This is a genomic window from Cupriavidus taiwanensis LMG 19424 (assembly GCF_000069785.1).
In the GTDB taxonomy this organism is placed as follows: Bacteria; Pseudomonadota; Gammaproteobacteria; order Burkholderiales; family Burkholderiaceae; genus Cupriavidus; species Cupriavidus taiwanensis.
The window spans coordinates 3362115-3386685 of record NC_010528.1 but is presented as its reverse complement, the minus strand read 5'-3'; the positions used below and the strand labels follow the sequence as shown (position 1 = coordinate 3386685).

The following is a 24571-nucleotide window of genomic DNA, read 5'->3' as shown; positions in this document are numbered from 1 at the left end:
TTCAGATTTCCTCCTGGGGGTCGTGCCACTTCTGGTCCAGCATGCGCTGGCGAGCACTGCCCTTGAAGCGCTTGCGCACCACGACGAAGAAGACCGGCACCAGGAAGATCGCCAGCACCGTGGCCGTGATCATCCCGCCCATCACGCCGGTACCGATGGCGCGCTGGCTGCCCGAGCCCGCGCCGGTGGCGATCGCCAGCGGCAGCACGCCCAGGATGAACGCCATCGACGTCATCAGGATCGGGCGGAAGCGCAGGTGCACCGCTTCCAGCGTGGCTTCGATCAGGCCCTTGCCTTGCGCCTGCAGGTCCTTGGCGAATTCCACGATCAGGATGGCGTTCTTCGCCGACAGGCCGATGGTGGCGATCAGGCCGACCTTGAAGTACACGTCGTTGGGCATGCCGCGCAGCGTCACACCCAGCAGCGCGCCGAGCACGCCCAGCGGCACCACCAGCAGCACCGAGAACGGGATCGACCAGCTTTCATACAGCGCGGCCAGGCACAGGAACACGATGATCAGCGACAGCGTGTACAGGATCGGTTCCTGCGAGCCGGCCAGGCGTTCTTCATACGACTGGCCCGACCACTCGAAGCCGAAGCCCGGCGGCAGCTTGGCGAAGTTCTCTTCCATCGCGCGCATGGCTTCGCCGGTACTGCGTCCCGGCGCGGCCTGGCCCGCGATCTTCACCGCCGGCATGCCGTTGTAGCGCTCCAGGCGCGGCGAGCCCATGATCCACTTCGACGTGGCAAACGCCGCGAACGCCACCATGTCGCCGTTGCTGTTCTTCACGCGCAGCTTGGTCAGGTCGTCGGGCAGGCGGCGGTCGGCGCCGTCGGCCTGCACGATCACCTTGCGCACCCGGCCTTCATAGATGAAGTCATTGACGTAGCTGGAGCCGAACGCAATCGACAGCGTCGAGTTGATCTCGGCCACCGACACGCCCAGCGCACGCGCCTTCTCGCGGTCGATGTCGATCTGCAGCTGCGGCGCGTCTTCCTGGCCTTCGGGGCGCACGCCCATCAGCACCGGGTTCTGCGCGGCCATGCCGAGCATCATGTTGCGCGCTTCCATCAGCTTGGCGTGGCCCTGGCCGGTGCGGTCCTGCAGGCGGAAGTCGAAGCCCGAGGAGTTGCCCAGCTCGGCGATCGCCGGCGGATTGAGCGGGAAGATGATCGCGTCCTTGATGAATGACAGCGCGCCGAAGGCACGGCCCACCAGCGCCTGCGCGGTCTCGCCGTCGCCGGTGCGCTCCTTCCAGTCCTTCAGGCGCACGAACGCGATACCGCCGTTCTGGCCGCGGCCGAAGAAGGAGAAGCCCGCCACCGTGATCATCTGGTCCACCACCTTGCTTTCCTTCTGCAGGTAGTAGTCCTCGATCTGCTTGAGCACGCCGATGGTACGGTCCTGCGTGGCGCCGTTGGGCAGCTGCACCACCGTGATCATGTAGCCCTGGTCTTCATCGGGCAGGAACGACGACGGCAGGCGCTTGAACAGCACCACCACGCCCGCGATGATCAGCGCGTAGATGATCAGGTAGCGGCCGGTGCGCTTGAGGATGCGCGCGACCACGCCCTGGTAGCCGGTCGACGCCGTGGCGAAGGTGCGGTTGAACCAGCCGAAGAAACCCTTCTTTTCATGGTGATGGCCCGCTTCCACCGGCTTGAGCAGCGTCGCGCACAGCGCCGGGGTCAGCGTCAGCGCCAGCAGCGCAGAGAATGCCATCGAGGCGATCAGCGACAGCGAGAACTGGCGGTAGATGTTGCCCACCGAGCCCGAGAAGAACGCCATCGGGATGAACACTGCGGTCAGCACCAGCGTGATGCCGACGATGGCGCCGGTGATCTGGCCCATGGCCTTGCGCGTCGCCTCGCGTGGCGAGAGTCCTTCCTCGCTCATGATCCGCTCGACGTTTTCCACCACCACGATCGCATCATCCACCAGGATACCGATCGCCAGCACCATGCCGAACATGGTCAGCACGTTGATGGAGAAGCCGAACGCCAGCAGCGCGCCGAACGTGCCCAGCAGCGCGATCGGCACCACCAGCGTCGGGATGATGGTGGCGCGGAAGTTCTGCAGGAACAGGTACATCACCAGGAACACCAGCACCACGGCTTCCAGCAGGGTCTTGATCACTTCCTCGATCGAGATCTTGACGAAGGCCGAGGTGTCGTAAGGCACCGTGTACTGGTAGTCCGCCGGGAAGGTCTTCGACAGCTCTTCCATCTTGGCGCGCACCGCGGTGGCCGTGGCCAGCGCGTTGCCGGTCGGGGCCAGCTTGATGGCGATGGCCGCCGACGGCTTGCCGTTGGTGCGGGCCAGCGTCGAGTAGTCGGCGCCGCCCAGCTCCACGCGGCCCACGTCCTTGATGCGCACCGACGAACCGTCGGGGTTGGTGCGCAGCAGGATGTTGGCGAACTGCTCAGGCGTGGAAAGCCGGCTTTCGGTGGTGACGGTGGCATTCAGCTCGGTGCCCTTGGGCGAGGGCGTGCCGCCCAGTTCGCCCACGGCGACCTGCACGTTCTGCTCGCTCACCGCGGCGGTCACGTCCAGCGGCGTCAGGTTGTACCCGGTCAGCTTGGACGGGTCCAGCCAGATGCGCATCGCGTACTCGGTGCCGAACAGGTCGGCCTGGCCCACGCCCGGCACGCGGCGGATCGAGTCGATCACCTGCGCCGAGACGTAGTTGCCCAGCTGGATCGCACTGGCCGTGCCGGACTTGGACGACACGGTCAGGAACATCATGTAGTTGTTCCCGGCCTTGTCCACGCGCACGCCCTGCTGGCGGACCTCCGCCGGCAGGCGCGCTTCCACGCGCTTGAGGCGGTTCTGCACTTCGACCGAGTTCAGGTCGACGTTCGAACCCGGCGCGAACGCGATGGTGATCGTCGCCAGGCCGGTCGATTCGCTGGTCGAGTTGTAGTAGAGCAGGTTGGGGGCGCCGTTAAGCTCCTGCTCGATCACCGAAGTGACGGAATCCTCCAGCGTCTTGGCCGACGCACCCGGATAGGTGGCGGTGACCGAGATCGTGGGGGGCGCGATGTTCGGGTACTGCGCGATCGGCAACTGCATGATCGACAATATCCCGCCCAGCACGATGATCAGCGCGAGCACCCACGCGAACACCGGCCGGTCGATAAAAAACTTGGCCATAAGACTGGCTCCCTCTTTGTCTAGCCCTGTGTGCCGCGGCGGCTGGTGTCAGCCATCGCGGCCCGGCGGTGTTCAGCCTTGCTTGCCCTCGGCCTTCGCATCCTGCTTCGCTTCGGCCTTGGGGGCCGAGGCCGGGGCAGCGGAAGCCGCGGTCGGCGTGGCGGCCGGCGCCGAGGCACCGGCCTGCACGAACGGCACCGGCCTGGCCGGCGCGCCGACCTTGACCTTCTGCAGGCCCTCGACGATCACCTTCTCGCCGCCCTTCAGGCCTTCGGTCACGATCCAGCGGTCACCGATCGCCTGCGGCGCCTTGACCGGCACCGCCGCGACGTTGCCGTCGGCACCGACCACCATCACGCTGGCGCCCTGGGCGCCGCGGATCAGAGCGCGCTGCGGCACGGTCAGCGCGTTCTCGTCCACGCCCTGCTCGATCTTCACGCGCACGAAGGTGCCCGACAGCAGCTCGCGCTTCGGGTTGGGGAACTGCGCGCGCAGCGTGATCGCGCCGGTGGTCGGGTCGACCGTCATGTCCGAGAACAGCAGCTTGCCGGTGTGCTCGTATTCGCGGCCGTCTTCCACGTACAGGTGCACGTTGGCGCCGCCGTTGACGCCCTTCACGGCGCCCGACTCGATGGCGCGGCGCAGGCGCGTGACTTCCGAGGCCGGCTGCGTGAACGTGACCCACATCGGGTCCACCTGCTCCACCAGCGCCAGCTTGGTCGCCTCGCCCTTGCCCACCAGCGCGCCCTCGGTCACCAGCGCGCGGCCGGCGCGGCCGCTGATCGGCGCGGTCACGGTGGTGTAGCCCACGTTGATCTGGGCGGTGCGCACGGCGGCCTTGGCCGACGCCACGTCGGCGTTGGCCTGGCCGGCGGCGGCCACGGCGTCGTCGTACTCCTGCTTGCTGACCGCGTTGACGGCCACCAGCGGCTTGTAGCGGTCGGCCTTCAGGCGCGCCGACACGGCGTTGGCCTCGGCGCGCTGCAGCGCGGCCTGGGCCGAGGCCAGTTCGGCCTGGTAGGGCGCGGGGTCGATGCGGAACATGACCTGGCCGGCCTTCACTTCGCCGCCTTCGGTGTAGTTGCGCGACAGCACGATGCCCTCGACGCGCGCCCGCACTTCGGCCGTGCGCACGCCTTCGAGGCGGCCCGGCAGTTCATTGACCACGGCAACCGCCGACGGCGTCACGGTGACCACGCCCACTTCAGGCGGCGGCGGGGCAGCGCCCTCGGCCTTCTTGTCGCCGCAGGCGGACAGCGCCACGGCCGACAGGGCCGCTAGTGCATAGGCTGCAACGCAACTGATACGTTGGGACTTCCTCATCGATAACCCCATGATGGCAATTTGAGATCCGCCGTGCCGCCCCGGCCTGTCATCGGACAAACGGGAACGACATGGCGCGCCGCAAGGCTTTGCGGCGGGCAAAAGCGTGATGCTAGCCACAAATCGCGGCGTCGCGGTGACGTTTGCGACGAACGGTGGCTTTTATGTAACGACTGGATAAATTGCCCGGCTGGCCTGCGGCAGGAGCGCTCACTGTGCTGGGTAGGTCACAGAGGGCGGCTGGCCGAATGCCGGACAAGCGCGTATTATATATACATTCAAGCATGTATGTTAAGTTGATGTCGCGATGGGGCCTTTCGGCGCACAACATGACCGCAAAGGCACGGCAGCACGCATGCCCATGCCGCTCCAAGATCGGATCGGTACGAATTGCGTGGAATCTGCCCCGGGATCAGGGCGAGAACCGCCGGCTCGGGTTAGGATGCGCGCCGTCGTGTCGGCTCGCAAGCGAGGCAATGCCCGCGATGTGATGACAACGACCCACCGGAGCCATGCTGCCGGCAGGTGTGCCTGCCCAGGCAGCCGCACCAGGGAGAATCAACCAGACCGGCCATGATCGCCCGAGCGCGACATGCCGCCGGCACCAGAGACAATCATGGTCAGACGCACCAAGGAAGAGGCGCTCGAAACGCGCCACCGGATACTCGACGCGGCCGAGGCCGTGTTTCATGCCCGCGGCGTGGCACGCCCGTCGCTGGCCGACATTGCCGAGGCGGCGGGGGTTACGCGCGGCGCGATCTACTGGCACTTCAAGAACAAGAGCGATGTATTTGCCGCCATGTGCGACCGCGTCCACCTGCCGGTGGAAGCGCTGATCGAGCCGGAGCGGCTGGCGCGCCAGGAAGACCCGCTCGGCGGCATCCGCGACATCTGCGCCTATGTGATGCGCCAGACCGTGATCAATCCGCGCTGGCGCCGGGTCTTCGAGATCATCTTCCACAAGTGCGAAATGGTGCAGGACAACGGCGCCATCTTCGAGCGCCAGCGCCAGTCGCACCAGGACGGCCTGGTCAAGATGCGCGAGCACCTGCGCCTGGCGGTGGAGCGCGGCCAGCTGCCCGCTGACCTGGACCTGGACCTGGCCGTCAATGCCTTCCATGCCGCGGTGGGCGGGGTGCTGGCGCACTGGCTGTTCTCGCCGCAGGACTTCAACCTCGACGCCAACGCCGAGCGCCTGTCCGACGCCTTCATCGATACCCTGAAGTTTTCGCCGGCGCTGCGCCATGGCTACGTGCCGCGCCCGATGGCCGAGCTGGACCAGGAACTGAGCTCGCTGTGCCAGCAGGCCTGCGCCGGCACGCAGAACGGCGGCCTCGATACCCCCGACCTGGTGCCCTGAGCCCTACTGCTGCCGACCGAGGGCGCCCGCGCTAGCCGCGCATGGCCTCGCGCCAGCGCGCCAGGAACGCGCGCTTGCGCATGGCGTCCTGCGCCGCCAGCAGGCCCGGGCCGACGCTGATCGGCTTGAGCGCATAGCCGAGCCGCTCCGACAACGCCGCGGCCGTGTGCACGCTGTCGGTGTCGGTGCGGATGGTATAGAGCTGCGACGTCGACTTGGCCAGCAGCGCCTGGCCTTCGCGCGACAGCAGATAGTCCAGCCACAGCCGCGCCGCATTGGGCCGCGGCGCGCGCCGCGCGATAAACGCCACGCGCGACATCACCAGCGTGTAGTCGCTCGGCGCGATCACGTCGATGGCCGCGCCGCGCTGCATCAGCGAAAGGGCATAGGATCCCAGCAGGTTGTAGCCCATCACCAGCTCGCCGCCGGCGATGCGCTCGATCATCTCCGCGGTGGACGCCGACAGCTGCACCCCGGCCCGGCCCAGCGCCTGCGCCAAGTACCAGAATTCGCTGCCCATGCGCGCGTCCTGCTGCGCCAGCAGGTAGCCCACCCCCGACCGCTCCACGTCATACGTCACCACCTTGCCGTGCCAGCGCGGCGCGTGCTCCTGCAGCAGCCGCGCCAGCCCGCTGCGGCTGCGCGGCGGGCGCATGCCGGCCAGGTGGTGGCGGTTGTAGACGATCACCGCGGGCTCGAAGGTGGTGCCCCAGGCTTCGTCGCGCCACACCGCCCAGCCCGGCAGGCCGCCGCGCTCGGGCGAGGCGTAGCGCTGCGCATGGCCGTCGTTGACCAGCTTGATCTGCAGGTCCATGGCGGTGCTCCACAGCACGTCGGCAAAGATGGCCCCCGGCCGCGGCGGCTGGCCGGACAGCGCCGCGGTTTCGGCGAGGAAGCGCTGGTTGAGCTCGACCGTGTTGAGATCCTGGTAGTGCACGCGGATGCCGGGGTAGCGCGCCTCGAACGCGGCAATCAGCGGCCGCGCCACCTCCAGGTCGGTCGACGCGTACACCGCGACCATGCCCTCGCGCAGCGCGCCGGCGATGGTGGCGTCATACCCCGACGGATACCCCGGCGGTGGGGCCGGCGGCCTAGACTGGGCATGAAGGGGCCATGCCGCGGGCAACGCCGCGCCGCCCAGCAGCGCGGCGCCCAGCAGGCGGCGGCGCTGTCCCGAAACGGGCGCAGCGCAGTCTGTCAGGCACGGCTGGGAAGGTTGGGACGGCTGGGACGAACGCGGGGACACGGTGCTCGGGACGGAGGAACTTCCGGTGGTGCCGCGCAAAGCGGCGAGCGCGCCGGGACCGGCGGGGCGAGGGTATTATAGGCGCCCGCGGCGGGCGCGCTCCATCGGTGCTGCCCCCGGTTTTGCGGACGCTTTCCAGGCTTTTGGGCGCGCGTGCGCGCCGCATCTAACATAGAAACAACCGGCACAGGAGGAGACCGGCATGCGCATCCTGCTGGTGGAGGATGAAGTCGAACTGGCACGCTGGGTCGCCCGCGCGCTGGAGCAGGGCGGCTTCGTGATCGAGCACGTCGCCGACGGGCTGCAGGCCGAGGCACGCCTGCAGGCCGAGGAATACGACGCCGTGCTGCTGGACCTGCGGCTGCCCGGCAAGGACGGGCTGGCCGTGCTCAAGTCCATGCGCGGGCGCGACGACCGCACCCCGGTGCTGATCCTGACCGCGCAGGACACCCTCGACGAGCGCGTGCGCGGCCTGAACCTCGGCGCCGACGACTACCTGCCCAAGCCCTTCGCCATTGCCGAGCTGGAAGCCCGTCTGCTGGCGCTGATCCGCCGCAGCCGCGGGCGCGCGCATCCGCGCCTGCAATGCGGCACGCTGGTGTTCGACGGCGAGACCCGCAGCTTCACGCTGGGCGGTGCGCCGCTGGCGCTGACGCCGCGCGAATCGACCCTGCTGGGCGCGCTGCTGGCACGCAGCGGCCAGCCGCTGACCAAGGCCCAGCTGCTCGACAAGGTGTTCTCGCTTGACGCCGACGTCTCGCCCGATGCGATCGAGGTGCTGGTCTACCGGCTGCGCAAGAAGCTGGCCGGGCACGGGGTCACCATCGTCACGCTGCGCGGCTTCGGCTATCTGCTGGAGCCGGAGGCGAAGGGCTGAGATGCGGCACCCGGTGCTGCTGTGGCGCCGCGGCAGCCTGCGCCGGCAATTGCTGTTGCTGCTGCTGCCGGCGCTGGCGGCGATGATGGCGCTCGACACCTGGCTGACCTACGGCACCCTGCGCGACGCCGCCAACACCGCCTACGACCGCTCGCTCTACGGCTCGATCCGCGCCATCGACAATGCCATCGGCATGGCCGGCGACAACGTCCAGCTGACGCTGCCCGACGCCGCCATGGAAATCTTCGAGACCGCGGCGCAGACCCATGTGTTCTACCGCGTCTCGACCGAGCGCGCCGGCCAGGTCGAGACCGTGACCGGCTACAGCGACCTGCCGCTGCCGCGCGGCCCGCTGGTCAACAACCAGCCGCGTTTCTACGACGCCGAATACCTGGGCGAGGCCGTGCGCATTGCCGCGATGGCGCGGCCGGTGTACCGGCCCGACGCGCGCATGCGCGTGATCATCCAGGTGGCCGAGACCGCCGAGCCGCGCAGCGCGCTGATCGGCTCGGTGTGGCGCAGCGCGCTGGCGCGCGACCTGCTGCTGATCCTGCTGAGCGCCGCCATCCTGGTGGGCGGCGTCACCTACGTGCTGCGCCCGCTGGCGCGCGTGCGCGACGACGTCGAGGCGCGCTCGCCCGAGGACCTGACCCCGCTCGTGTTCGAGCGCGTGCCGGCCGAGGTGCGCCCGCTGGTCGATGCGGTCAACCTGCACGTCTCGCGCTCGGCCGCGATGGCGCAGTCGCAGGCGCAGTTCATCGCCGATGCCGCGCACCAGCTGCGCACGCCGCTGGCCATCCTCAAGACCCAGGCCGAGTACGCCCAACGCCAGCTGAATGCCGCCGACCCCGCCGCCAACCCCGAAGCCGCGCGCGCGGCCGCCGGCGAAGCCGTGGGCGGCATCGTCACTCAGCTGGAGCAGGCCGCGCGCCTGACCAACCAGCTGCTGGCGCTGGCACGGGTACGCCAGCACCGCGCCGACGCGGCGCAGCCAGGCCAGGGCAGCGAGGGCGGCGAGGGCATCGACGTCATCGATGCCGTCACCGTGGCCGAGCAGGTGGCGCTGGACTACCTGCCGCTGGCGCGCGGCAAGCAGCAGGACTTCGGCTGGGAACCGGTGCCCGGGCTGTCGCTGCCCGTACGCGCCGATCCCGCGCTGCTGCGCGAGGCGCTCGCCAACCTGGTCCATAACGCAATCCAGTATTCCCCGCGCGGCAGCCGCATCACGCTGTCGGCCACGCGCTCGGGCAATCACGCCCGGCTGGTCGTGGAGGACGATGGTCCCGGCATTCCGGCCGAGGAACGCGAAAAGGTCTTCGCACGGTTCTACCGGCGCGTCGGCAATACGGAGCCCGGCTCAGGCCTTGGCCTGGCGATTTCGCGGGAGATGGCAGCGCGGTTTGGCGGGACGGTGGAACTGGCAGAGGGCGCGCAGGGCACTGGCGTGCGGGCGGTATTGAGGTTGCCGGTAGAGGTGGGCTAGTGTTACGGCGGGGTCCGGGGGAGGGATTTGGGCCTGTCAGTTTTTTTGTGTGCAGGGCAGGTAAAGGCTCACCGTCGATGGAACGGTGAGCCAGCAATATCTTAACGATAAGGGTGGGTGAAGCGTTCCTCGTAGAGGATCGCAAACTGGTTCATGGCAGCCTTCCAGTCATGGGTTGAACTGCCCCACTTCACCGTGATGTTTCGCAGCGCCAGCCACAGCAGCTTGGTCGCCGCCTCGTCGCTGGGGAAGTGACCGCGCGTCTTGATGATCTTGCGCAGCTGCGCGTTGATGCTCTCGATCGCGTTGGTCGTGTAAATGATCTTGCGGATCGCCGGCGGGAACGTAAAGAACGGGATCACCTGATCCCAGGCGCGACGCCAGGATGCGCCGATCGGTGCATACCGCCGACCCCATTCCCCGTTCTCGAAGGCCGCCAACTCGGCCAGCGCGGCCTCGACCGTGGGGGCCGTGTACACGGGCTTGAGCGCCGCCGCCACGGCGCGGCGCTCCTTCCAGTTGGCGTACTCCAGGCTGTTGCGGATCAGATGCACGATGCAGGTCTGCAGGGTGGTGTTCGGGAACACCGCGGCCAGGGCCTGTTCCATGCCCTTAAGGCCATCGGTCACCGCGATCAGGATGTCTTGGGTACCCCGGGTCTTCAGGTCGTTGAACACCTTCATCCAGAACTTGGCGCCTTCGGTAGTCTCGATCCACAGGCCCAGGATGTCGCGCGTGCCGTCGGGCAGCACGCCCAAGGCCAGGTAGACGGCCTTGTTGCGCACCACGCCGTCCTCGCGCATCTTGACCCGCAGCGCGTCGAAGAACACCACCGGGTACATCACCTCCAGCGGACGGGCCTGCCAGGCGGTGACCTCGTCCATGACCGCATCGGTCACCGAACTGATGAACTCGGGCGAGACCTCGGTGCCGTACTGTTCGGCCAGAAACGCCTGGATCTCGCGCAAGGTCATGCCGCGCGCATACATGGCGATGATCTTGTCGTCGAACCCGGTGAAGCGCCGCTCGTGCTTGGGAATCAGGATCGGATCAAAGCTGCCGTCGCGATCGCGAGGGATGTCTAACCGCAGCGGCCCGTCGTCGGTCAGAACCGTCTTGGCGCTCTTGCCATTGCGCTGGTTGGCCGTGCCGGCCGGGCGCTCGGCGCCAGCCGGGTAGCCCAGATGATGGCCGAGCTCGGCCCCCAGGGCGCGCTCGATCAGGGCCTTCTTGAACGCCATCGAGGCGTCCTGCACCGCCTCGGCGGTCATCGGACCCTTAACGAAATGGGCAATCAGGTCCTCGGGAATGGTCGGCAGCTCACGGTCGGCGGCCTGGCTGGTCTTGGTTTTGCGTGGCATACATGCTCCTTGGCGACATGTTATGCCCTAAACACAAAATTTCTGACAGGTCCAGGGATTTTGATGCCGGACTTCGTCGATGCGCCGGCCCTCTCCCCCGCCCCTCTCCCGCAAGCGGGAGAGGGGAGAAAACAAGCGGGCAACAAAAGCCAGACGGGTCGCCCGCGACAACACGTGCGAGCGCAGCGACGCACTCCGTGCCAGTGCCCAAGACCTGAGATAGGGCCCGCGCGCAGCGCAGCCGAAGGCGTCCCACCAATAACGTGATAAGCAGGCTGCCACCGACCTAAAGTCGGGTTCGTCCATCCGACCCCGAACGCCAGGCACCTCCCGGTAGCGTCAGCAGGGTCGAACCACCACCATCACGACCGCGAGTCACCACCGCCAGAACGACCAACGCCGCCTTGGCCAGCCGCCCAGGCGACGCGCTCTTTGCCTCCTTTCTGTCGCTCGGACAGAAAGGAGGTCGCCGGCTACGCCGGCGAAACAGCAGCGCCCGCCAAGCACAATAACAACAACAACAGCAGCCCAATCCAAAACCCTATCCAAACAACTCCTCCGCCACCGTAGGATGCACCTGCACCGTCGTCTGCAGATGCGCTTCCCTCACCCCCAGCCTTAACGCCACCGCCAGCGCCTGCACGATCTCCGGCGCCGCGTTGTCCATCAGATGCACCCCCAGCACCCGCCCGCTGCGCGCATTGAGCACCAGCTTGAATACCGACTGATGCGGCGTGCCGGCAAAGCGATGCTCCAGCGAGACAAAGCGCTTCACCACGGTACGGATGCGCTCGGGCTTGCCGGCTGCCTCGATGGCCTGGGCTTCGGTCAGTCCCACCGCGCCGATGGCCGGCTCGCAGAACACCGCGGTGGGCACGAAGTCGAAGTCGGCGCGATCGCCGCGCCGCCCGAACAGGCGGTCCGCCAGCCAGCGGCCCTGCGCGGTAGCCACCGGCGTCAGGTGCAGGCCGTCGATGGCATCGCCCAGCGCATAGACGCTGCGCACGCTGCTGCGGAACTGGCGGTCCACGCGGATGCCGCAGCGCTCGCCGAAGGCCACGCCCAGCGCTTCCAGCCCCAGGCCTTGCACGTTGGAAACGCGCCCGATCGCCGCCAGCGCGGCCTGCGCGCGCACGGATTCGGTCTGGCCGGCGCGGCTGGGATCGTTGGTGGGCTGGTAGCAGACCTCGACAGCGCCGTTGGCCTGGCTGAGCAGGTGCACGCGCGCATTCAGGTGCAGCCGCACGCCGCGCGCGGTGAGCGCGTCGGCCAGCGCCGCTGCGATGTCGTGGTCGAAATGCGGCAGCAGCCGCTCGCCGGCGACGATCAGGTCGACCTTGACGCCGTAGCGCGACAGGATCGAGGCCTGTTCCACGCCGATATAGCCGCCGCCGATGACGGCCACGGACGCGGGCAGGCTCTGCCAGGTGAAGACGTCGTCGGAGCTTGCGGCCAGGTCGCCGCCCGGCACGTCGAGCGTACGCGGCCGCGCGCCGGTGGCGATCAGGATGCGGCGCGCATGGATCACCTGGTCGCCGACGCAGACTTCCTCCGCGCCCGTGAGCCGTGCCTCGCCGCGCAGGACTTCGACGCCGGAATCGGTCAGGCGCTGCGTGTAGCCCACGTTCAGCCGCGCGACCTCGGCGTTGACGCGCACGATGGCATCGCGCCAGTCCTCGTGTCCGCCGGTGTGCGACAGGCAGCCCGACAGGATGGCCGACCACGAGGCGCCGTAGGACAGCATTTTCTTGGGCACGCAGCCGCGGTTGACGCAGGTGCCGCCGATGGCGTCGCGCTCGACCAGGATCACGCGCGCGCCATGCGCCGCCGCGCGCCGCGCGCACGCCACGCCGGCCGAGCCGCCGCCGATCACCACCAGGTCGGCCTCGCGCGCCCTGTCGTTGCGACCGTTGCGACGGCCGCGGCCGCTGCGCGCGCGCGGCACCTGCTGCACCGGCGGCGCCGCGCTGACTTCGCGGGCGCGCCGCGGCGCGCTGGCCCCTGGCGCGGTGGAAATCGGTGTCTGGCGTTTGGTCATCCATGCCTCCTGTCGCGGCACGCGGGCCGCATCGACAATCATCAGGCCAGCGCCGGCAACACGGAAACTAGGCAGCGGGCCGCAGTTCGGTATTCAGGATCGACGGCCACTCGCGCAGGAAAGTTTCCCCGTCGCGGCGGCCCAGTTCATAGGCGTGCGTCATGGCATCGGGCCGGGTGTAGTCCCAGCTCGAGATCGGCACGCGCTGCGAAGGCTGCAGGTACAGGCGGCGCTGGCCGCCCTGCTCGAGCACGAAACGGCGCGGGCGCGGATACAGCCGCGTGACCAGCACCAGCACATTGCCGGGCGCGGCATCGAGCGCGTCGACCGGCACGTTGTCGACCAGCCCGCCGTCCAGCACCGGGCGCCCGTCGCGGCGCAGCACCGGCGTGAACGGCGGCGTCGATGCCGACTGCAGCAGCAGGTCGGCCAGCTGCTCGGGCGAGGCGCAGTCCTGCGCGCGCACGAACTCCGGCCGGAAGCCCAGCTTGCGTCCCAGCCGCGGGTGCAGCGTCTTGAGCACGTGCTTGTCGATGTTGTAGGCCAGCAGCCCGGCCGCCACCGCCAGGCGCGGGCCGCTCCAGCGCGGGATATGCGCCACGCCGATGCGGATCTCCGGCGCCCGCTGCAGTTGCGCGAGGCGGCCGTCGGCAAAGATGCTCAGCAGCGCGGTACGGTAGATGCCGTAATGCGGGAACACGCGCTCGTTGCGCAGCAGGTTGCCCCAGTAAGCGTTGCGGCGGTTGCCGGCCAGTACCGCGCGGTAGTAGTCCATGGTCTGGTGCGAGTCGTGCGCATAGACCATGCAGGCGGTGGCGGCGCCGGCCGAGATCGCGGCGATCACGCGCGGGCGCAGCTGCAGTTCCGGCGCGACTGTGTCCCACCAGCCCGCCTGCCACCAGCAGCGGTTGCCACCGCCGGCAAAGACGACCTGGTCGAAGGGATTGGGGCCACCGGAAAGCATGGGAATCTGCGTGCCTCAGAGCAGCGCGTAGGTGGTGGTGGCCTGCACCGCGAGCTTGCCGTCGGTGCCGGTCAGCTCGATCTCGCCGAACACCACGGTCTTGCCCAGCCGCAGCACGTTGGCGCGCACCAGCACGTCGCCGTCGATCACCGGACGCATGAAGTTGGTGGTCAGCGTCACCGTGGTCATCGGCCGGAACGCGCCCAGCGCGCTGGCCACGGCTACGATCATGGTGGTATCGGCGGCCGACATCAGCACCTGGCCGCAGACCACGCCGCCCGCATGGCGGAACGATTCGCTGAACGGCAGGCGCAGCGTCACGCCCCGGGCATCGACGGCTTCGGCGCGCAGGCCGAGCTGGCGCACCCACGGCGCCAGCACGCGCTCGAGCGTGGCGTCGATGTCGGCAAGGGTCAGGACTTCGGGCATGAGGCTCCTTGTTCTGTCTGGCCGCGCCATGGCGATCCTGCGAGCGGACCGCTATTCCGTCTCCTCCGGCGCAACGCGATGTTTGAGGCAATGATACAGGGGCCCGGTGGCCAGCACCACGAACGCCATCCGGATCACGTGGAAGGCGGTCACCAGCGGCACCCCGACCTCCAGCACCTTGGCGGTGATGCACATCTCGGCGATGCCGCCCGGGGTGGTGCCCAGGATCACCGTGGCCGGGTGCGCGCCCGACAGCGCCGACAGCCCCCAGCCGAACAGCGCCGACACCACCAGCGCCAGCACGGTGTACAGCGCCACGCCCGACAGGAAGCGCGGCGCGGTATGCAGGAACTCGCGCGAAAAACGCACGCCCAGCGACACCCCGATCAGCAGCTGCCCGGCCCGGCTCATCCAGGTGGGAATGGCCGACAGCTCGATGCCGCAGGCGGTCAGCACCGCGGCCGCCAGCAGCGTGCCGATCACGAACGGGTTGGGCATGTTCAGCCGCTTCACCAGCAGCGCCACGCCCAGCGTGATCGCCACCAGCGCCAGCAGCCCCGGCGCGCTGACCACGCGCGGACCCGGAATATACGGGTCGAGCCCGTGGATGCCGCCGTACTGGAAGATCGCTGGCACGGTCACCACCACCATCAGCACCCGCAGCGAGTGCGCGGCCGCCACCTGGTCGATGCGCGCACCGTTGCGCTCGGCCAGGTTGGCCATCTCCGACGCGCCACCGATGGCAGTGGAGAAGAACGCGGTCTTGAAGGCGACGCCGGTGGTCCGCCGCAGCAGCAGCGCGCCGGCCGCGCCGAGCGCCAGCGCGAACAGCGACCCGGCCACGATGTACGGCAGGTACTCCACCAGCCGCGCCACTACGTCCGGCGTGAAATACAGCCCGAGCGAGGCGCCGATCACCCATTGCCCGGCATTGCGCGCCTGCGCCGGCGCGCGCAGGTCGGCGCCGGCCATGCGCGCGGCGGCCACCGCCAGCAGCGGCCCGATCATCCACGGCAGCGGCGTATGCAGGAGGGTGCAGAGCAGGGCGGCGGCCAGCCCGAGCGCCAGCGTGGGCAGCGCGGACAGCCAGCGGTTGGCGGCAAGCGGCATCGGTCAGCGGCCTGGCGCGGGGGCGCCGGCGCTTGTTGTTGTGACGAAGGAAAAGCAAAGAGGCCCGCGCCATGGCGCCGGGCCCCGGAGAGACTATCGCATGCTAACGCGAATTACGCGGCGTTGTCTGCCTGCGCATGCGCGCTGCCGCGCCCGGCGTGCCAGCGCAGCAGGCGCGGGATCACCACCACCGCCACCGTCAGCGCCAGGATCGAGGCCGAGATCGGCTGGCGCAGGAACAGGCTCCAGTCGCCCTGGCCGATCGACAGCGCATTGCGCAGCTGCTTCTCCGCCATCGGCCCGAGGATCATGCCGACGATCACCGGCGCGGTGGGGAAATCGAAGCGGCGCATCACCATGCCCAGCAGGCCGATCACGAACAGCAGCAGCAGGTCGAACCACGACTGGCGGATGCCGTACGCGCCCAGGCCGGCGAAGATCAGGATGCCGCCATACAGCAGCGGCGTCGGCACGCGCAGCATGCGAACCCACAGGCCGATCGCGGGCAGGTTCAGCACCAGCAGCATGACGTTGCCGATATACAGCGACGCCAGCAGGCCCCAGACCAGGTCGCCCGAGGTCTGGAACAGCATCGGCCCCGGCTGCAGGTTGTAGTTCTGGAACGCGGCCAGCAGGATCGCGGTGGTGTTGGAGGTGGGGATGCCCAGCGTCAGCAGCGGTGCCAGCGTCGCGGTCACGGCCGAGTTGTTGGCGGCCTCGGGCCCGGCCACGCCTTCGATCGCGCCGACCTTGCCGAACTCATCCTTGTGGTCCGACAGCTTCTTCTCGGTGGCATACGACAGGAAGGTCGGAATCTCGGCGCCGCCCGCCGGGATCAGCCCGAACGGGAAGCCGATGAAGGTGCCGCGCAGCCACGCCGGGATCGAGCGCTTCCAGTCCGACCGGTTCATATGGGTCGAGCTGAGCTTGTTGTAGGTGCTGGGCGGCTGCGGGAAGAAGGCGTTGAACAGCGCCTCGCCCACCGCGAACAGGCCGACGGCGACCACCACGATGTCGATGCCGTCGTACAGCTCCTGCACGTTCATCGAATAGCGCGTCTGGCCCGACAGCGAATCCATGCCGATCAGGCCGATGCCCAGGCCCAGGAACAGCGCCGTCATGCCGCGCAGCAGCGACGAGCCCAGCACCGCCGAGACCGTGGTGAAGGCCAGCAGCATGATCATGAAGTACTCGCCCGGGCCGAACTGCAGCGCCACGTCGGCCGCCACCGGCGCGAACAGCGACAGCAACACCGTGGCGATGGTGCCGGCCACGAACGAGCCGATCGCCGCGGTCGCCAGCGCCGGGCCGGCGCGCCCGTTCTTGGCCATCAGGTTGCCTTCCATGGCGGTGACCATGGTGGAAGACTCGCCCGGCGTGTTCATCAGGATCGAGGTGGTCGAGCCGCCGTACATCGCGCCGTAGTAGATGCCGGCAAACATGATCAGCGCCGCGGTGGGCTCGACCTTGGCGGTCAGCGGCAGCAGCATCGCCACCGTCAGCGCGGGGCCGATGCCGGGCAGCACGCCGATGGCGGTGCCGAGGAAGCAGCCCACCAGGGCCCACATCAGGTTGATTGGCGTGATCGCGACGGCAAAGCCGTGCATCAGCTGGTTCAGGGTATCCATGCGAAGACTCCTTGCGTGACGGGCGGGCTCAGAAGCCGGCGATGGGCAGCAGCGGCAGATTGATGCCGAGCAGGAATTCGAACAGCGCCCACATCGGCACCGTGATGCACAGCCCGATGATCGCGTCGCGCACGATGCGGCGGCTGCCGTACCCGCGCGCCACGCAGACCATCAGCAGCGTCGACGACAACACGAAGCCGAGCGTGCCGATCAGCGCCATGTTCAGCACCAGGCCCGCGGCGACCCAGACGAAACCGCCGAAGTTGTGCGGCGCGTTGGGCAGCTCGGCGTCCTCTTCCGGCATGTTGCGGAAACCGCCGCGCACGCCCTGCCAGGTCAGCAGCACGCCGCACACCGCCAGGCCGATCGCCACCAGCGTAGGCACGAAGCGCGGCGACAGGCCCGCATAGCCCTCGTCGCCGGTAATGCCGGACAGGCCGAGAAAGAAGAACAGCGAGATTGCCAGCACGGCGATGCCGATGGCGAGGTGCGAGGGTTTCATGGAGACTCCTTGGCCATGGTCGCCGGGCCGCGGGGGCTGGCGTGCGCGACGCTGGCGGATGCTGCCCGCGCGGCGGCGGGGCCCAGTGACATGTGTTGTTGTCTTCGGTATCGCAGGTGGACACCGGGCCCCGCGCCGTGTTTCCGGCCGCCGGGATCACCGGCGGCGTCGGCAGGCACGACAGGTAATGCGAAAGTACGGTAAGGCAGCAGGCTGGGCGGCGCGGCAGTCCGCGCCCCTGGCGGTGTGTTACTTGGCCACGCCCAGTTCACGCAGCGTCGCGCCCAGGCGGGTCGATTCGCTGTCGACGAACTTGCCGAACTCGTCGCCGGTCAGCAGGAACGGGGTCCAGTCGTTCTTCTGCAGCGTGTCCTTCCAGGCCTTGCTCTCGGTGGCCTTGACCACCGCGTCGATCATGGCCTTGCGCTGCTCGGGCGTGGTGCCCGGGGCGCCGTACACGCCGCGCCAGTTATAGATCTCGACATTGACGCCTTGCTCCTTCAGCGTCGGGATATCGGCGACGCGGTCCTTGGACGTGACCGCCAACGCGCGCATCTTGCCGCTCTTGATAAAGGGCAGGAACTCCGACACGCCGGCGATGCCCACCGTCACGTGCCCGCCCATGATCGAGGCCGAGGCTTCGCCGCCGCCCTGGAACGGCACGTAGTTGACCTTCTTCGGGTCGACGCCGCTTTCCTTGGCAACCAGGCCGGCCAGGATATGGTCGATCGAGCCCTTGGAGCCGCCGCCCCAGCTGACGCTGCCCGGGTTGGCCTTCAGTTGCGTGGTCAGGTCCTTGATCGACTTGATCGGCGAGCTGGCCGGCACGGTGATGACCATGGTGTCGGCGAACAGGCGCGCGATCGGCGTGGCGTTCTTCAGCGTGACCGGCGGCTTGTTGGTCTCGATCGCGCCGACCATCACCGCGCCTACCACCATCAGCGCATTGGGGTTGCCCTTGTCGGTGTTGACGAACTGGGTCAGCGCGATGGTGCCGCCGGCGCCGCCCTTGTTGTCGTACGAAACGGCCTTGGCCTGGCCCGCGGCGACCATCGCCGCGCCCAGCGAGCGGCCGGTCTGGTCAAAGCCGCCGCCGGGGTTGGCGCCGATCATGACCTTGACGTTGTCCATCGCGAAGGCGGGCGCGGCCACGGCCGCGGCGGCGAGGGTGGCGGATGCCATCACGGCATGGGCGAAGCGGAAATAGGTACGGCGCATGGCGGTCTCCTTGGTATTACCGGTGATCGCTTGCCATCGATGGCGGCCGCGATCCGACCCGGGCGGTTCCGGCGCGCCTGGCATTGCAGGACGGGATGCGGACCGGGTGCGCGCAGCAGCGCGGCACCGGGCTTGTCTCCTGTCCGGCGCGGCGAAGGCTGGCCGGGACTGTTCTTGGATTTTGGTGAACATCAGACCGGAACTGCTGGTCATGGGGCGGATTCTAGGCGGGGGAAACTGTCAAAAGGCTGTCAAATCGGGGGAGATGGGGGTGGGGTTTACGTGGATGTTGGCAGGCGGGCATGCGAAGGGCGCGACTTCGTGGAGACTCCTGCTCTCTCCCCCGCCCCTTTCCCGCAAGCGGGAGAGGGGAGCAAACCGTCGGTATGAGAATGCGTTCGGGCTTGCTGCATCGCTGGGCAAGCGCTCCCCTCTCCCGCGCGCGGGAGAGGGGTTGGGGGAGAGGGCCGGCGCCTCCATGGCAACCGGCCCTGAAACCCCGCCTTACCCCGCCGGCTTCGCCTGCAGGCAAGGATCCTTGCGCTCGACCGCCGGCACCACCACCGCCATGTCGAACTCGCCATCGGTCGGCGCGTTTTCCACATAGCCCACGCTGAGTACCTTGCCGGGCTCGTCAGGAAGCCAGCGTGGCACGCCCACATCGCGCCGCACATGTCCGTTCCCCGCGATCAGCACCGCGCCGCGCCCGGCATGCGGCCGCAACGCCTGCGCCATCACCGCGTCGCGCGCGGCCTGTGCCGCCAGCATGCCGGGCAGCATCGCCTTGGGGAAATTGCCGCAATGCCCGCGGTCGAGCACCGCGGTCTGCGCCGCCACCAGGTCCGGCGGCAACGCGCCGGTCAGGCCGAGGCGCTGCTGCTCGTCCGCCGAAAACAGCCCGTCGAGCCCGCCGCGCACGATCCTCGCCGCATCGGCGCGCGACAAGTTGGCGGCGACCAGCGGCAAGTCATGCTGCAGCGCCAGCGCCACCACCGGCCGGTACTGCGGCCACTGCCAGGCGCCGCCGCCGGCCTGCGCGATCAGGTAGTCGGCATCGCGCGGGCGCTCGCGCCGGGCGCGGTCGATGTCCGCCTGACGCTCGCGGTCGAACTGCTCCATGGCGATGGCGGGGCGCCAGCCTTGCTCGACCGCGCGGGTCAGCGCGGCCAGCCGCTGCCGCTGGCCGGCGGCGTTGTCGTGGACCTCGCCCAGCAGCACGTAGGGCTTGCCGGCAAAGGCAGCGCTGACCGTCGAGGGCGCCGGCCCCGGGGTCGCACAGCCGGCGCTGAGCACGGCAGCGGCAGCGGCCAGCGTGGCGGCGGCGCGCCGGCGCAATGAGGTCACGCGGTTTCCTTTATCGATCATTTCTGGGAACCGTTCGGATAGCTGGCGGTTTCCACCCACGCTTTCAGTGCTGCCGCACCGCCTCCCCGGTCACCTTCTCCGGCAACCGGTTGCCCTCCGCATCGATCTGCAGCGGCCCCGTGCCGGAGAACCGGTCCAGCGCCAGGTAGATCACCGGCGTGATGAACAGCGTGATCACCTGCGAGAACAGCAGCCCGCCCACCACCGCCAGGCCCAGCGGCTGGCGCAGCTCGGCGCCGGCGCCCAGGCCGAGCGCCAGCGGCAGCGCGCCCATCACCGCGGCGAAGGTGGTCATCATGATGGGCCGGAAGCGCAGCAGGCACGCCTGCCGGATCGCGCGGGCCGGCGTCATGCCCTGTTCGCGCTGCGCCGCCAGGGCGAAGTCGATCATCATGATTGCGTTCTTCTTGACGATGCCGATCAGCATCAGTACGCCGATCACCGCGATCAGCGACAGCTCGACGTTGAAGAGGAACAGCGTCAGCAACGCGCCCACCGCCGCCGACGGCAGGCCCGCCAGGATGGTGAGCGGGTGGATGTAGCTCTCGTACAGCACCCCCAGCAGCGTGTAGATCACCGCGATCGCCGCCACCAGCAGCACGATCTGCGTCGCCTGCGACGACTGGAACACCGCCGCGTCGCCGCCCCAGCTGGTGAAGATCGAGGTCGGCATCGCGATCTCCTGCTTGTAGCGGCCGATGCGGGCCGAGGCGTCGCCCAGCGCCGCACCGGGGGCCAGGTTGAACGACACGGTCACCGACGGCAGCTGCCCCTGGTGGTTGACTGCGATCGGGCCGACCCGGCGCTCGGTGGTGGCGAAGGCCGACACCGGCACCATCTGCCCGGTCTTGCTGCGCACATAGAGCTTGGAGAACGCGCTTTCGTCGGTGCGGTCGACGTCGGCCGCTTGCAGGATCACGTAGTAGTTGTCGATCGGCGTGTAGATGGTCGATACCTGCCGCTCGCCGAAGGCCGAGTACAGCGCGGTGCGTACGTCCTGCATCTGCACGCCGAGCGCATTGGCCTTGTCGCGGTCGATGGTCAGGTGCGCTTCGAGGCCGGACTGCTGCGAGTCGCTGGTGACGTCGCGGAACAGGCTGTCGGCGCGCATCTTCGCCATCAGCTGGTCGGAGTAATCCTGCAGTTGCCCCGCCTTCACGCTCTGCAACGTGTACTGGTAGCGGCTCTTGCTCTGGCGCCCGCCCAGCTGCAGGTTCTGCACCGGCGCGAAGTACACCGCCAGGCCCGGCACACCGGCCACGTCGCGGCGCAATGACTCGATCACCTTCGGCATGGCCTCGCGCTCGCCGCGCGGCTTCAGTTCGACGAACATGCGCCCGGTGTTGATCGCCGGCGACGGGCCGCCGCCGATGGCGACCACGATGCTCTTGACCGCCGGGTTGGCGCGCATGCGCTCGGCCGCGTCGCGCAAGCGCTCCGACATGGCGTCGAACGAAATATCCTGCGGTCCTTCGGCGTTGACGCGGATCTGGCCGATGTCCTCTTCGGGGAAGAAGCCCTTGGGAATGGCCACGAACAGCACCGCGGTCAGCACGAAGGTCAGGCCCGCCGCCACCAGCACGGTGCGCCGGTGCGACAGGCACCAGTCCAGCCCGCGCGCATAGCGGTGCAGCGTGAACTCGAACAGGTTCTCGAACCACTGCGTCGAGCGCATGCCCAGCGTCGGCTTCTGCGCCACGGCGGGCTGCGCCACCGGGTGGTCGCCATAGGCGTGGTGCGATTCGTCCACCGGCACGTTCTCGGCCGACAGGAAGCGCGCGCACAGCATCGGGATCAGCGTCAGCGAGACCAGCGCCGACACCAGGATCGACAGCGACACCACCGCGGCGAATTCGTGGAACAGCAAGCCGATCACGCCCGGCATGAAGAAGATGGGAATGAACACTGCCACCAGCGAGATCGAGATCGACAGGATGGTGAAACCCATCTCGCGCGATCCCACCAGCGCGGCCTTCAGCGGCGGCACGCCGTCCTCGATATGGCGCACGATGTTCTCGAGCATGACGATGGCATCGTCCACCACCAGCCCCACCGCCAGCGTGATCGCCAGCAGCGAGACGTTGTCCAGGCTGTAGCCGAACGCCTTCATCAGCGCCACCGTGCCGATCAGCGAGATCGGCAGCGACACCGTCGGGATCAGCGTGGCGGCGGCGCGGCGCAGGAACAGGAAGATCACCATCACCACCAGCGCCACCGTCAGCGCCAGCGTGAACTGCACGTCGTGGATCGATTCGCGGATCGAGCGCGAGCGGTCGTTGACCACCGACACGTTGATCGACCCCGGCATCTGCTGGATCAGGCGGGGCAGGGCGGCATGGATCGCGTCGACCACGGCGACGGTGTTGGCGTCAGGCTGGCGCAGCACCGCCAGCACGATCGAGCGCTCGTTGTTGAGCCAGCTGCCGGTCTTGATGGTTTCGACGCTGTCCTCGACCTCGGCCACGTCGGACAGCCGCACCAGCGCGCCGTTGGGCTGGCTGGCGACGATGATATTGCGGAAGGCATCGGCACTGGTCAGCTGCCGGTTGGCCTGGATCGTCAGGGTCTGGCGCGCGCTGTCGAGCGTGCCCACCGGCGTGTTGGCGTTGGCGCGGTTCAGCGCGGTGGCCAGCTCGTCCAGCGTCAGCCCGCGCGCTGCCAGCGCATCCGGGTGGGCGCGCACGCGCACCGCAAAGCGCTTCTGCCCGAAGATCTGCACCTGCGCCACGCCCGGCAGCGTCGCCAGCGTCGGCGAGATCAGGTTGTCGCCGAAGGCGTTCAGGTCCGCCAGGCTCATCGCCGGCGAGTTGATCGCCAGCAGCAGCACCGGCGCGTCGGCCGGGTTGACCTTGCGGTATGACGGCGGCGTCGTCATCTCGATCGGCAGCGAGCGCTGCGCGCGGAACAGCGCCGCCTGCACGTCGACGGCGGCGTCGTCGATGTCGCGGTCGTTGTTGAATTCGATGGTGATGCTGGAGTTGCCGAGCGTGTTCGACGAGCTGATCACCGACACGCCCGGAATCGTCGCGAACTGTTTTTCCAGCTGCGTCGCCACCGACGCGGCCATGGTTTCGGGGCTGGCCCCGGGCAGCGTCGCGGTAACCTGGATCACCGGCGAGTTGAAGCTGGGCAGCGCGGCAATGGGAATGGTCGGATACAGCACGATGCCGGTGACGACCACGGCCAGGCACAGCAGCACCGTCATCACCGGACGGCGGATGCAGAGTTCCGAGAGCGTCATGGCTCAGTGCCCCGCGCTGGCAGGGCGGGCGGCGTCGGCGGCGGAAGCGCCGCGGGCGGCGGCCTCGCGCACCAGCGCGCCGGGGCGCAGGTTCTGCGTGCCCTCCACCACCACGCGGGCGCCGGGCTGCACGCCCTCGACCACGGCCGCGGCGGCGGTGGTGCTCACCACCCGCACCGGCACGCGCGCCACCTTGCTGTCGGGCTGTACCACATAGACGAAGCGGCCTTCGGGGCCGGTCACCACCGCCTGCGGCGGCACCGACAGCGCGTCCTTCAGGGTCTGCACCACGGCGCTGACGGTGGCATAGGTGCCCGGCCACAGCCGCTGCTCTTCATTGTCGAACTGGGCCTTGACGCGGATGGTGCCGTACTGCGGATCGACCGTGTTATCCACAAAGCTGATGCGGCCGGTGACCGGCGCCTGGTTGCCGTCGTTGGGTTGCGCGGTGACCTGCACCGGGCCGGCGCGCAGCGCCTCGCGCAGCGCCGCCAATTGGCGTTCGGGCAGGCTGAAGGTGACCGCGATCGGCTGCACCTGGGCGATGGTGACCATCGGCTGGGTGCTATTGGGCAGCACCAGCGAGCCCGGGAAGGCGTTGATCACGCCGGTGCGGCCGCTGATGGTGGCGCGGATGGCGCCGTAGCTGACCGCGACGCGGCTGGCCTCGATCGCGGCCTGGTCGGCGCGCACGGTGGCGGCCAGGCCGTCGGCCCGCGCCTGCGCGGTATCGACCGCGCTCTTCGAGATGAAATTGCGCTGCAGCAGCTCCTGGCTGCGCGCCAGCGCGCGGCGGGCATCGGCCAGGTCGGCCTGGTCGCGCAGCAACTGCGCCTGCGCCTTGGCCAGGTTGGCCTCGTCCATGCGGGTATCGAGCGAGAACAGCAGGTCGCCGGGTTTGACGGTCTGGCCCTCCTTGATATGGACGGTGCGCACGGTGCTGGACACCTGCGGCCTTACCTCGACCGTGGACAGCGCGGTGACATTGCCGTTGGCCGAGACCTGCAATGGCACGTCGCCGCGCTGCACCGGTGCGGTGGACACCACGGCCGCCGCAGGCGGCTTGGGCGCGGGCTTCGGCGCCAGCCAGGTACGCCATGCGAACCAGCCCATGCCCGCGAGGGCGAGCACCACCACCACCGCCAGCCACGGCGACACGCGGCCGCGCCCGGTCCCGGCGGCCGCCCTCCAGTTGCTGTCGACGAAGCCCTTGGGCTGGTCGATCCTGTCAGATTTCATATTGTGTGGACCTTCTGCCCGCGTCTTCAGCGC

17 protein-coding genes are annotated in these 24571 nt (G+C 68.8%); 3 read left to right on the top strand and 14 right to left on the bottom strand.

The window, feature by feature from the left end; genetic code table 11:
* Window position 1: 1 nt before the first annotated feature.
* Together RALTA_RS15585 and RALTA_RS15580 are read right to left on the bottom strand one after the other, a co-directional pair.
* The gene (locus RALTA_RS15585; protein ID WP_012354370.1) at window positions 2-3154 is read right to left on the bottom strand and encodes an efflux RND transporter permease subunit; all 3153 of its coding nucleotides are present in this window, start codon (window positions 3152-3154) and stop codon (window positions 2-4) included.
* Between the two features lie 72 nt (window positions 3155-3226).
* Complete coding sequence (locus RALTA_RS15580; RefSeq protein WP_012354369.1) at window positions 3227-4477, bottom strand: efflux RND transporter periplasmic adaptor subunit; 1251 nt, start codon at window positions 4475-4477, stop codon at window positions 3227-3229.
* A 616-nt stretch (window positions 4478-5093) separates the two neighbouring features.
* Between RALTA_RS15580 and RALTA_RS15575 the strand changes: the two genes are divergently transcribed.
* Window positions 5094-5837, top strand: coding sequence for a TetR family transcriptional regulator (locus RALTA_RS15575; protein ID WP_012354368.1), 744 nt, complete (start codon window positions 5094-5096; stop codon window positions 5835-5837).
* A gap of 31 nt (window positions 5838-5868) precedes the next feature.
* Here the strand turns inward: RALTA_RS15575 and RALTA_RS15570 are convergent, their stop codons facing one another.
* Entirely contained in the window at window positions 5869-6963 is a 1095-nt protein-coding gene (locus RALTA_RS15570; RefSeq protein WP_012354367.1) for an ABC transporter substrate-binding protein, read from the bottom strand.
* A 322-nt stretch (window positions 6964-7285) separates the two neighbouring features.
* Between RALTA_RS15570 and RALTA_RS15565 the strand changes: the two genes are divergently transcribed.
* Complete coding sequence (locus tag RALTA_RS15565; RefSeq protein ID WP_012354366.1) at window positions 7286-7960, top strand: response regulator; 675 nt, start codon at window positions 7286-7288, stop codon at window positions 7958-7960.
* 1 nt (window position 7961) lies between these two features.
* Window positions 7962-9443, top strand: a complete 1482-nt coding sequence (locus RALTA_RS15560; RefSeq protein WP_012354365.1) for a sensor histidine kinase — start codon at window positions 7962-7964, stop codon at window positions 9441-9443.
* Window positions 9444-9544: 101 nt separating this feature from the next.
* On the opposite strand, the gene RALTA_RS15555 is transcribed toward RALTA_RS15560, so the two are convergent.
* From RALTA_RS15555 to RALTA_RS15505, 11 genes are all read right to left on the bottom strand, one after another.
* Window positions 9545-10804 carry an IS256 family transposase gene (locus tag RALTA_RS15555; protein WP_012354364.1) on the bottom strand — a complete coding sequence of 420 codons (1260 nt, stop codon included), beginning with the start codon at window positions 10802-10804 and terminating at the stop codon, window positions 9545-9547.
* A gap of 541 nt (window positions 10805-11345) precedes the next feature.
* Complete coding sequence (locus tag RALTA_RS15550) at window positions 11346-12842, bottom strand: dihydrolipoyl dehydrogenase family protein (protein ID WP_012354363.1); 1497 nt, start codon at window positions 12840-12842, stop codon at window positions 11346-11348.
* Between the two features lie 67 nt (window positions 12843-12909).
* A complete protein-coding gene (locus RALTA_RS15545; RefSeq protein ID WP_012354362.1) occupies window positions 12910-13806 on the bottom strand; it encodes a patatin-like phospholipase family protein in 897 nt (298 codons plus the stop codon).
* A 15-nt stretch (window positions 13807-13821) separates the two neighbouring features.
* Window positions 13822-14235 carry a PaaI family thioesterase gene (locus RALTA_RS15540; protein WP_012354361.1) on the bottom strand — a complete coding sequence of 138 codons (414 nt, stop codon included), beginning with the start codon at window positions 14233-14235 and terminating at the stop codon, window positions 13822-13824.
* 51 nt (window positions 14236-14286) lie between these two features.
* Window positions 14287-15345 (bottom strand): AbrB family transcriptional regulator, encoded by a 1059-nt coding sequence (locus RALTA_RS15535; RefSeq protein ID WP_012354360.1) that lies wholly within the window; start codon window positions 15343-15345, stop codon window positions 14287-14289.
* A gap of 113 nt (window positions 15346-15458) precedes the next feature.
* Entirely contained in the window at window positions 15459-16973 is a 1515-nt protein-coding gene (locus RALTA_RS15530; protein ID WP_012354359.1) for a tripartite tricarboxylate transporter permease, read from the bottom strand.
* Between the two features lie 28 nt (window positions 16974-17001).
* Window positions 17002-17475, bottom strand: coding sequence for a tripartite tricarboxylate transporter TctB family protein (locus RALTA_RS15525; protein ID WP_012354358.1), 474 nt, complete (start codon window positions 17473-17475; stop codon window positions 17002-17004).
* A 249-nt stretch (window positions 17476-17724) separates the two neighbouring features.
* On the bottom strand, window positions 17725-18693 hold the full coding sequence (locus tag RALTA_RS15520; protein WP_012354357.1) for a Bug family tripartite tricarboxylate transporter substrate binding protein: 969 nt from the start codon (window positions 18691-18693) through the stop codon (window positions 17725-17727).
* Between the two features lie 504 nt (window positions 18694-19197).
* Window positions 19198-20058 (bottom strand): ChaN family lipoprotein, encoded by an 861-nt coding sequence (locus RALTA_RS15515; RefSeq protein ID WP_050976463.1) that lies wholly within the window; start codon window positions 20056-20058, stop codon window positions 19198-19200.
* Window positions 20059-20101: 43 nt separating this feature from the next.
* A complete protein-coding gene (locus RALTA_RS15510; RefSeq protein WP_012354355.1) occupies window positions 20102-23299 on the bottom strand; it encodes an efflux RND transporter permease subunit in 3198 nt (1065 codons plus the stop codon).
* A gap of 3 nt (window positions 23300-23302) precedes the next feature.
* On the bottom strand, window positions 23303-24538 hold the full coding sequence (locus tag RALTA_RS15505; RefSeq protein ID WP_012354354.1) for an efflux RND transporter periplasmic adaptor subunit: 1236 nt from the start codon (window positions 24536-24538) through the stop codon (window positions 23303-23305).
* Window positions 24539-24571: the final 33 nt, after the last annotated feature.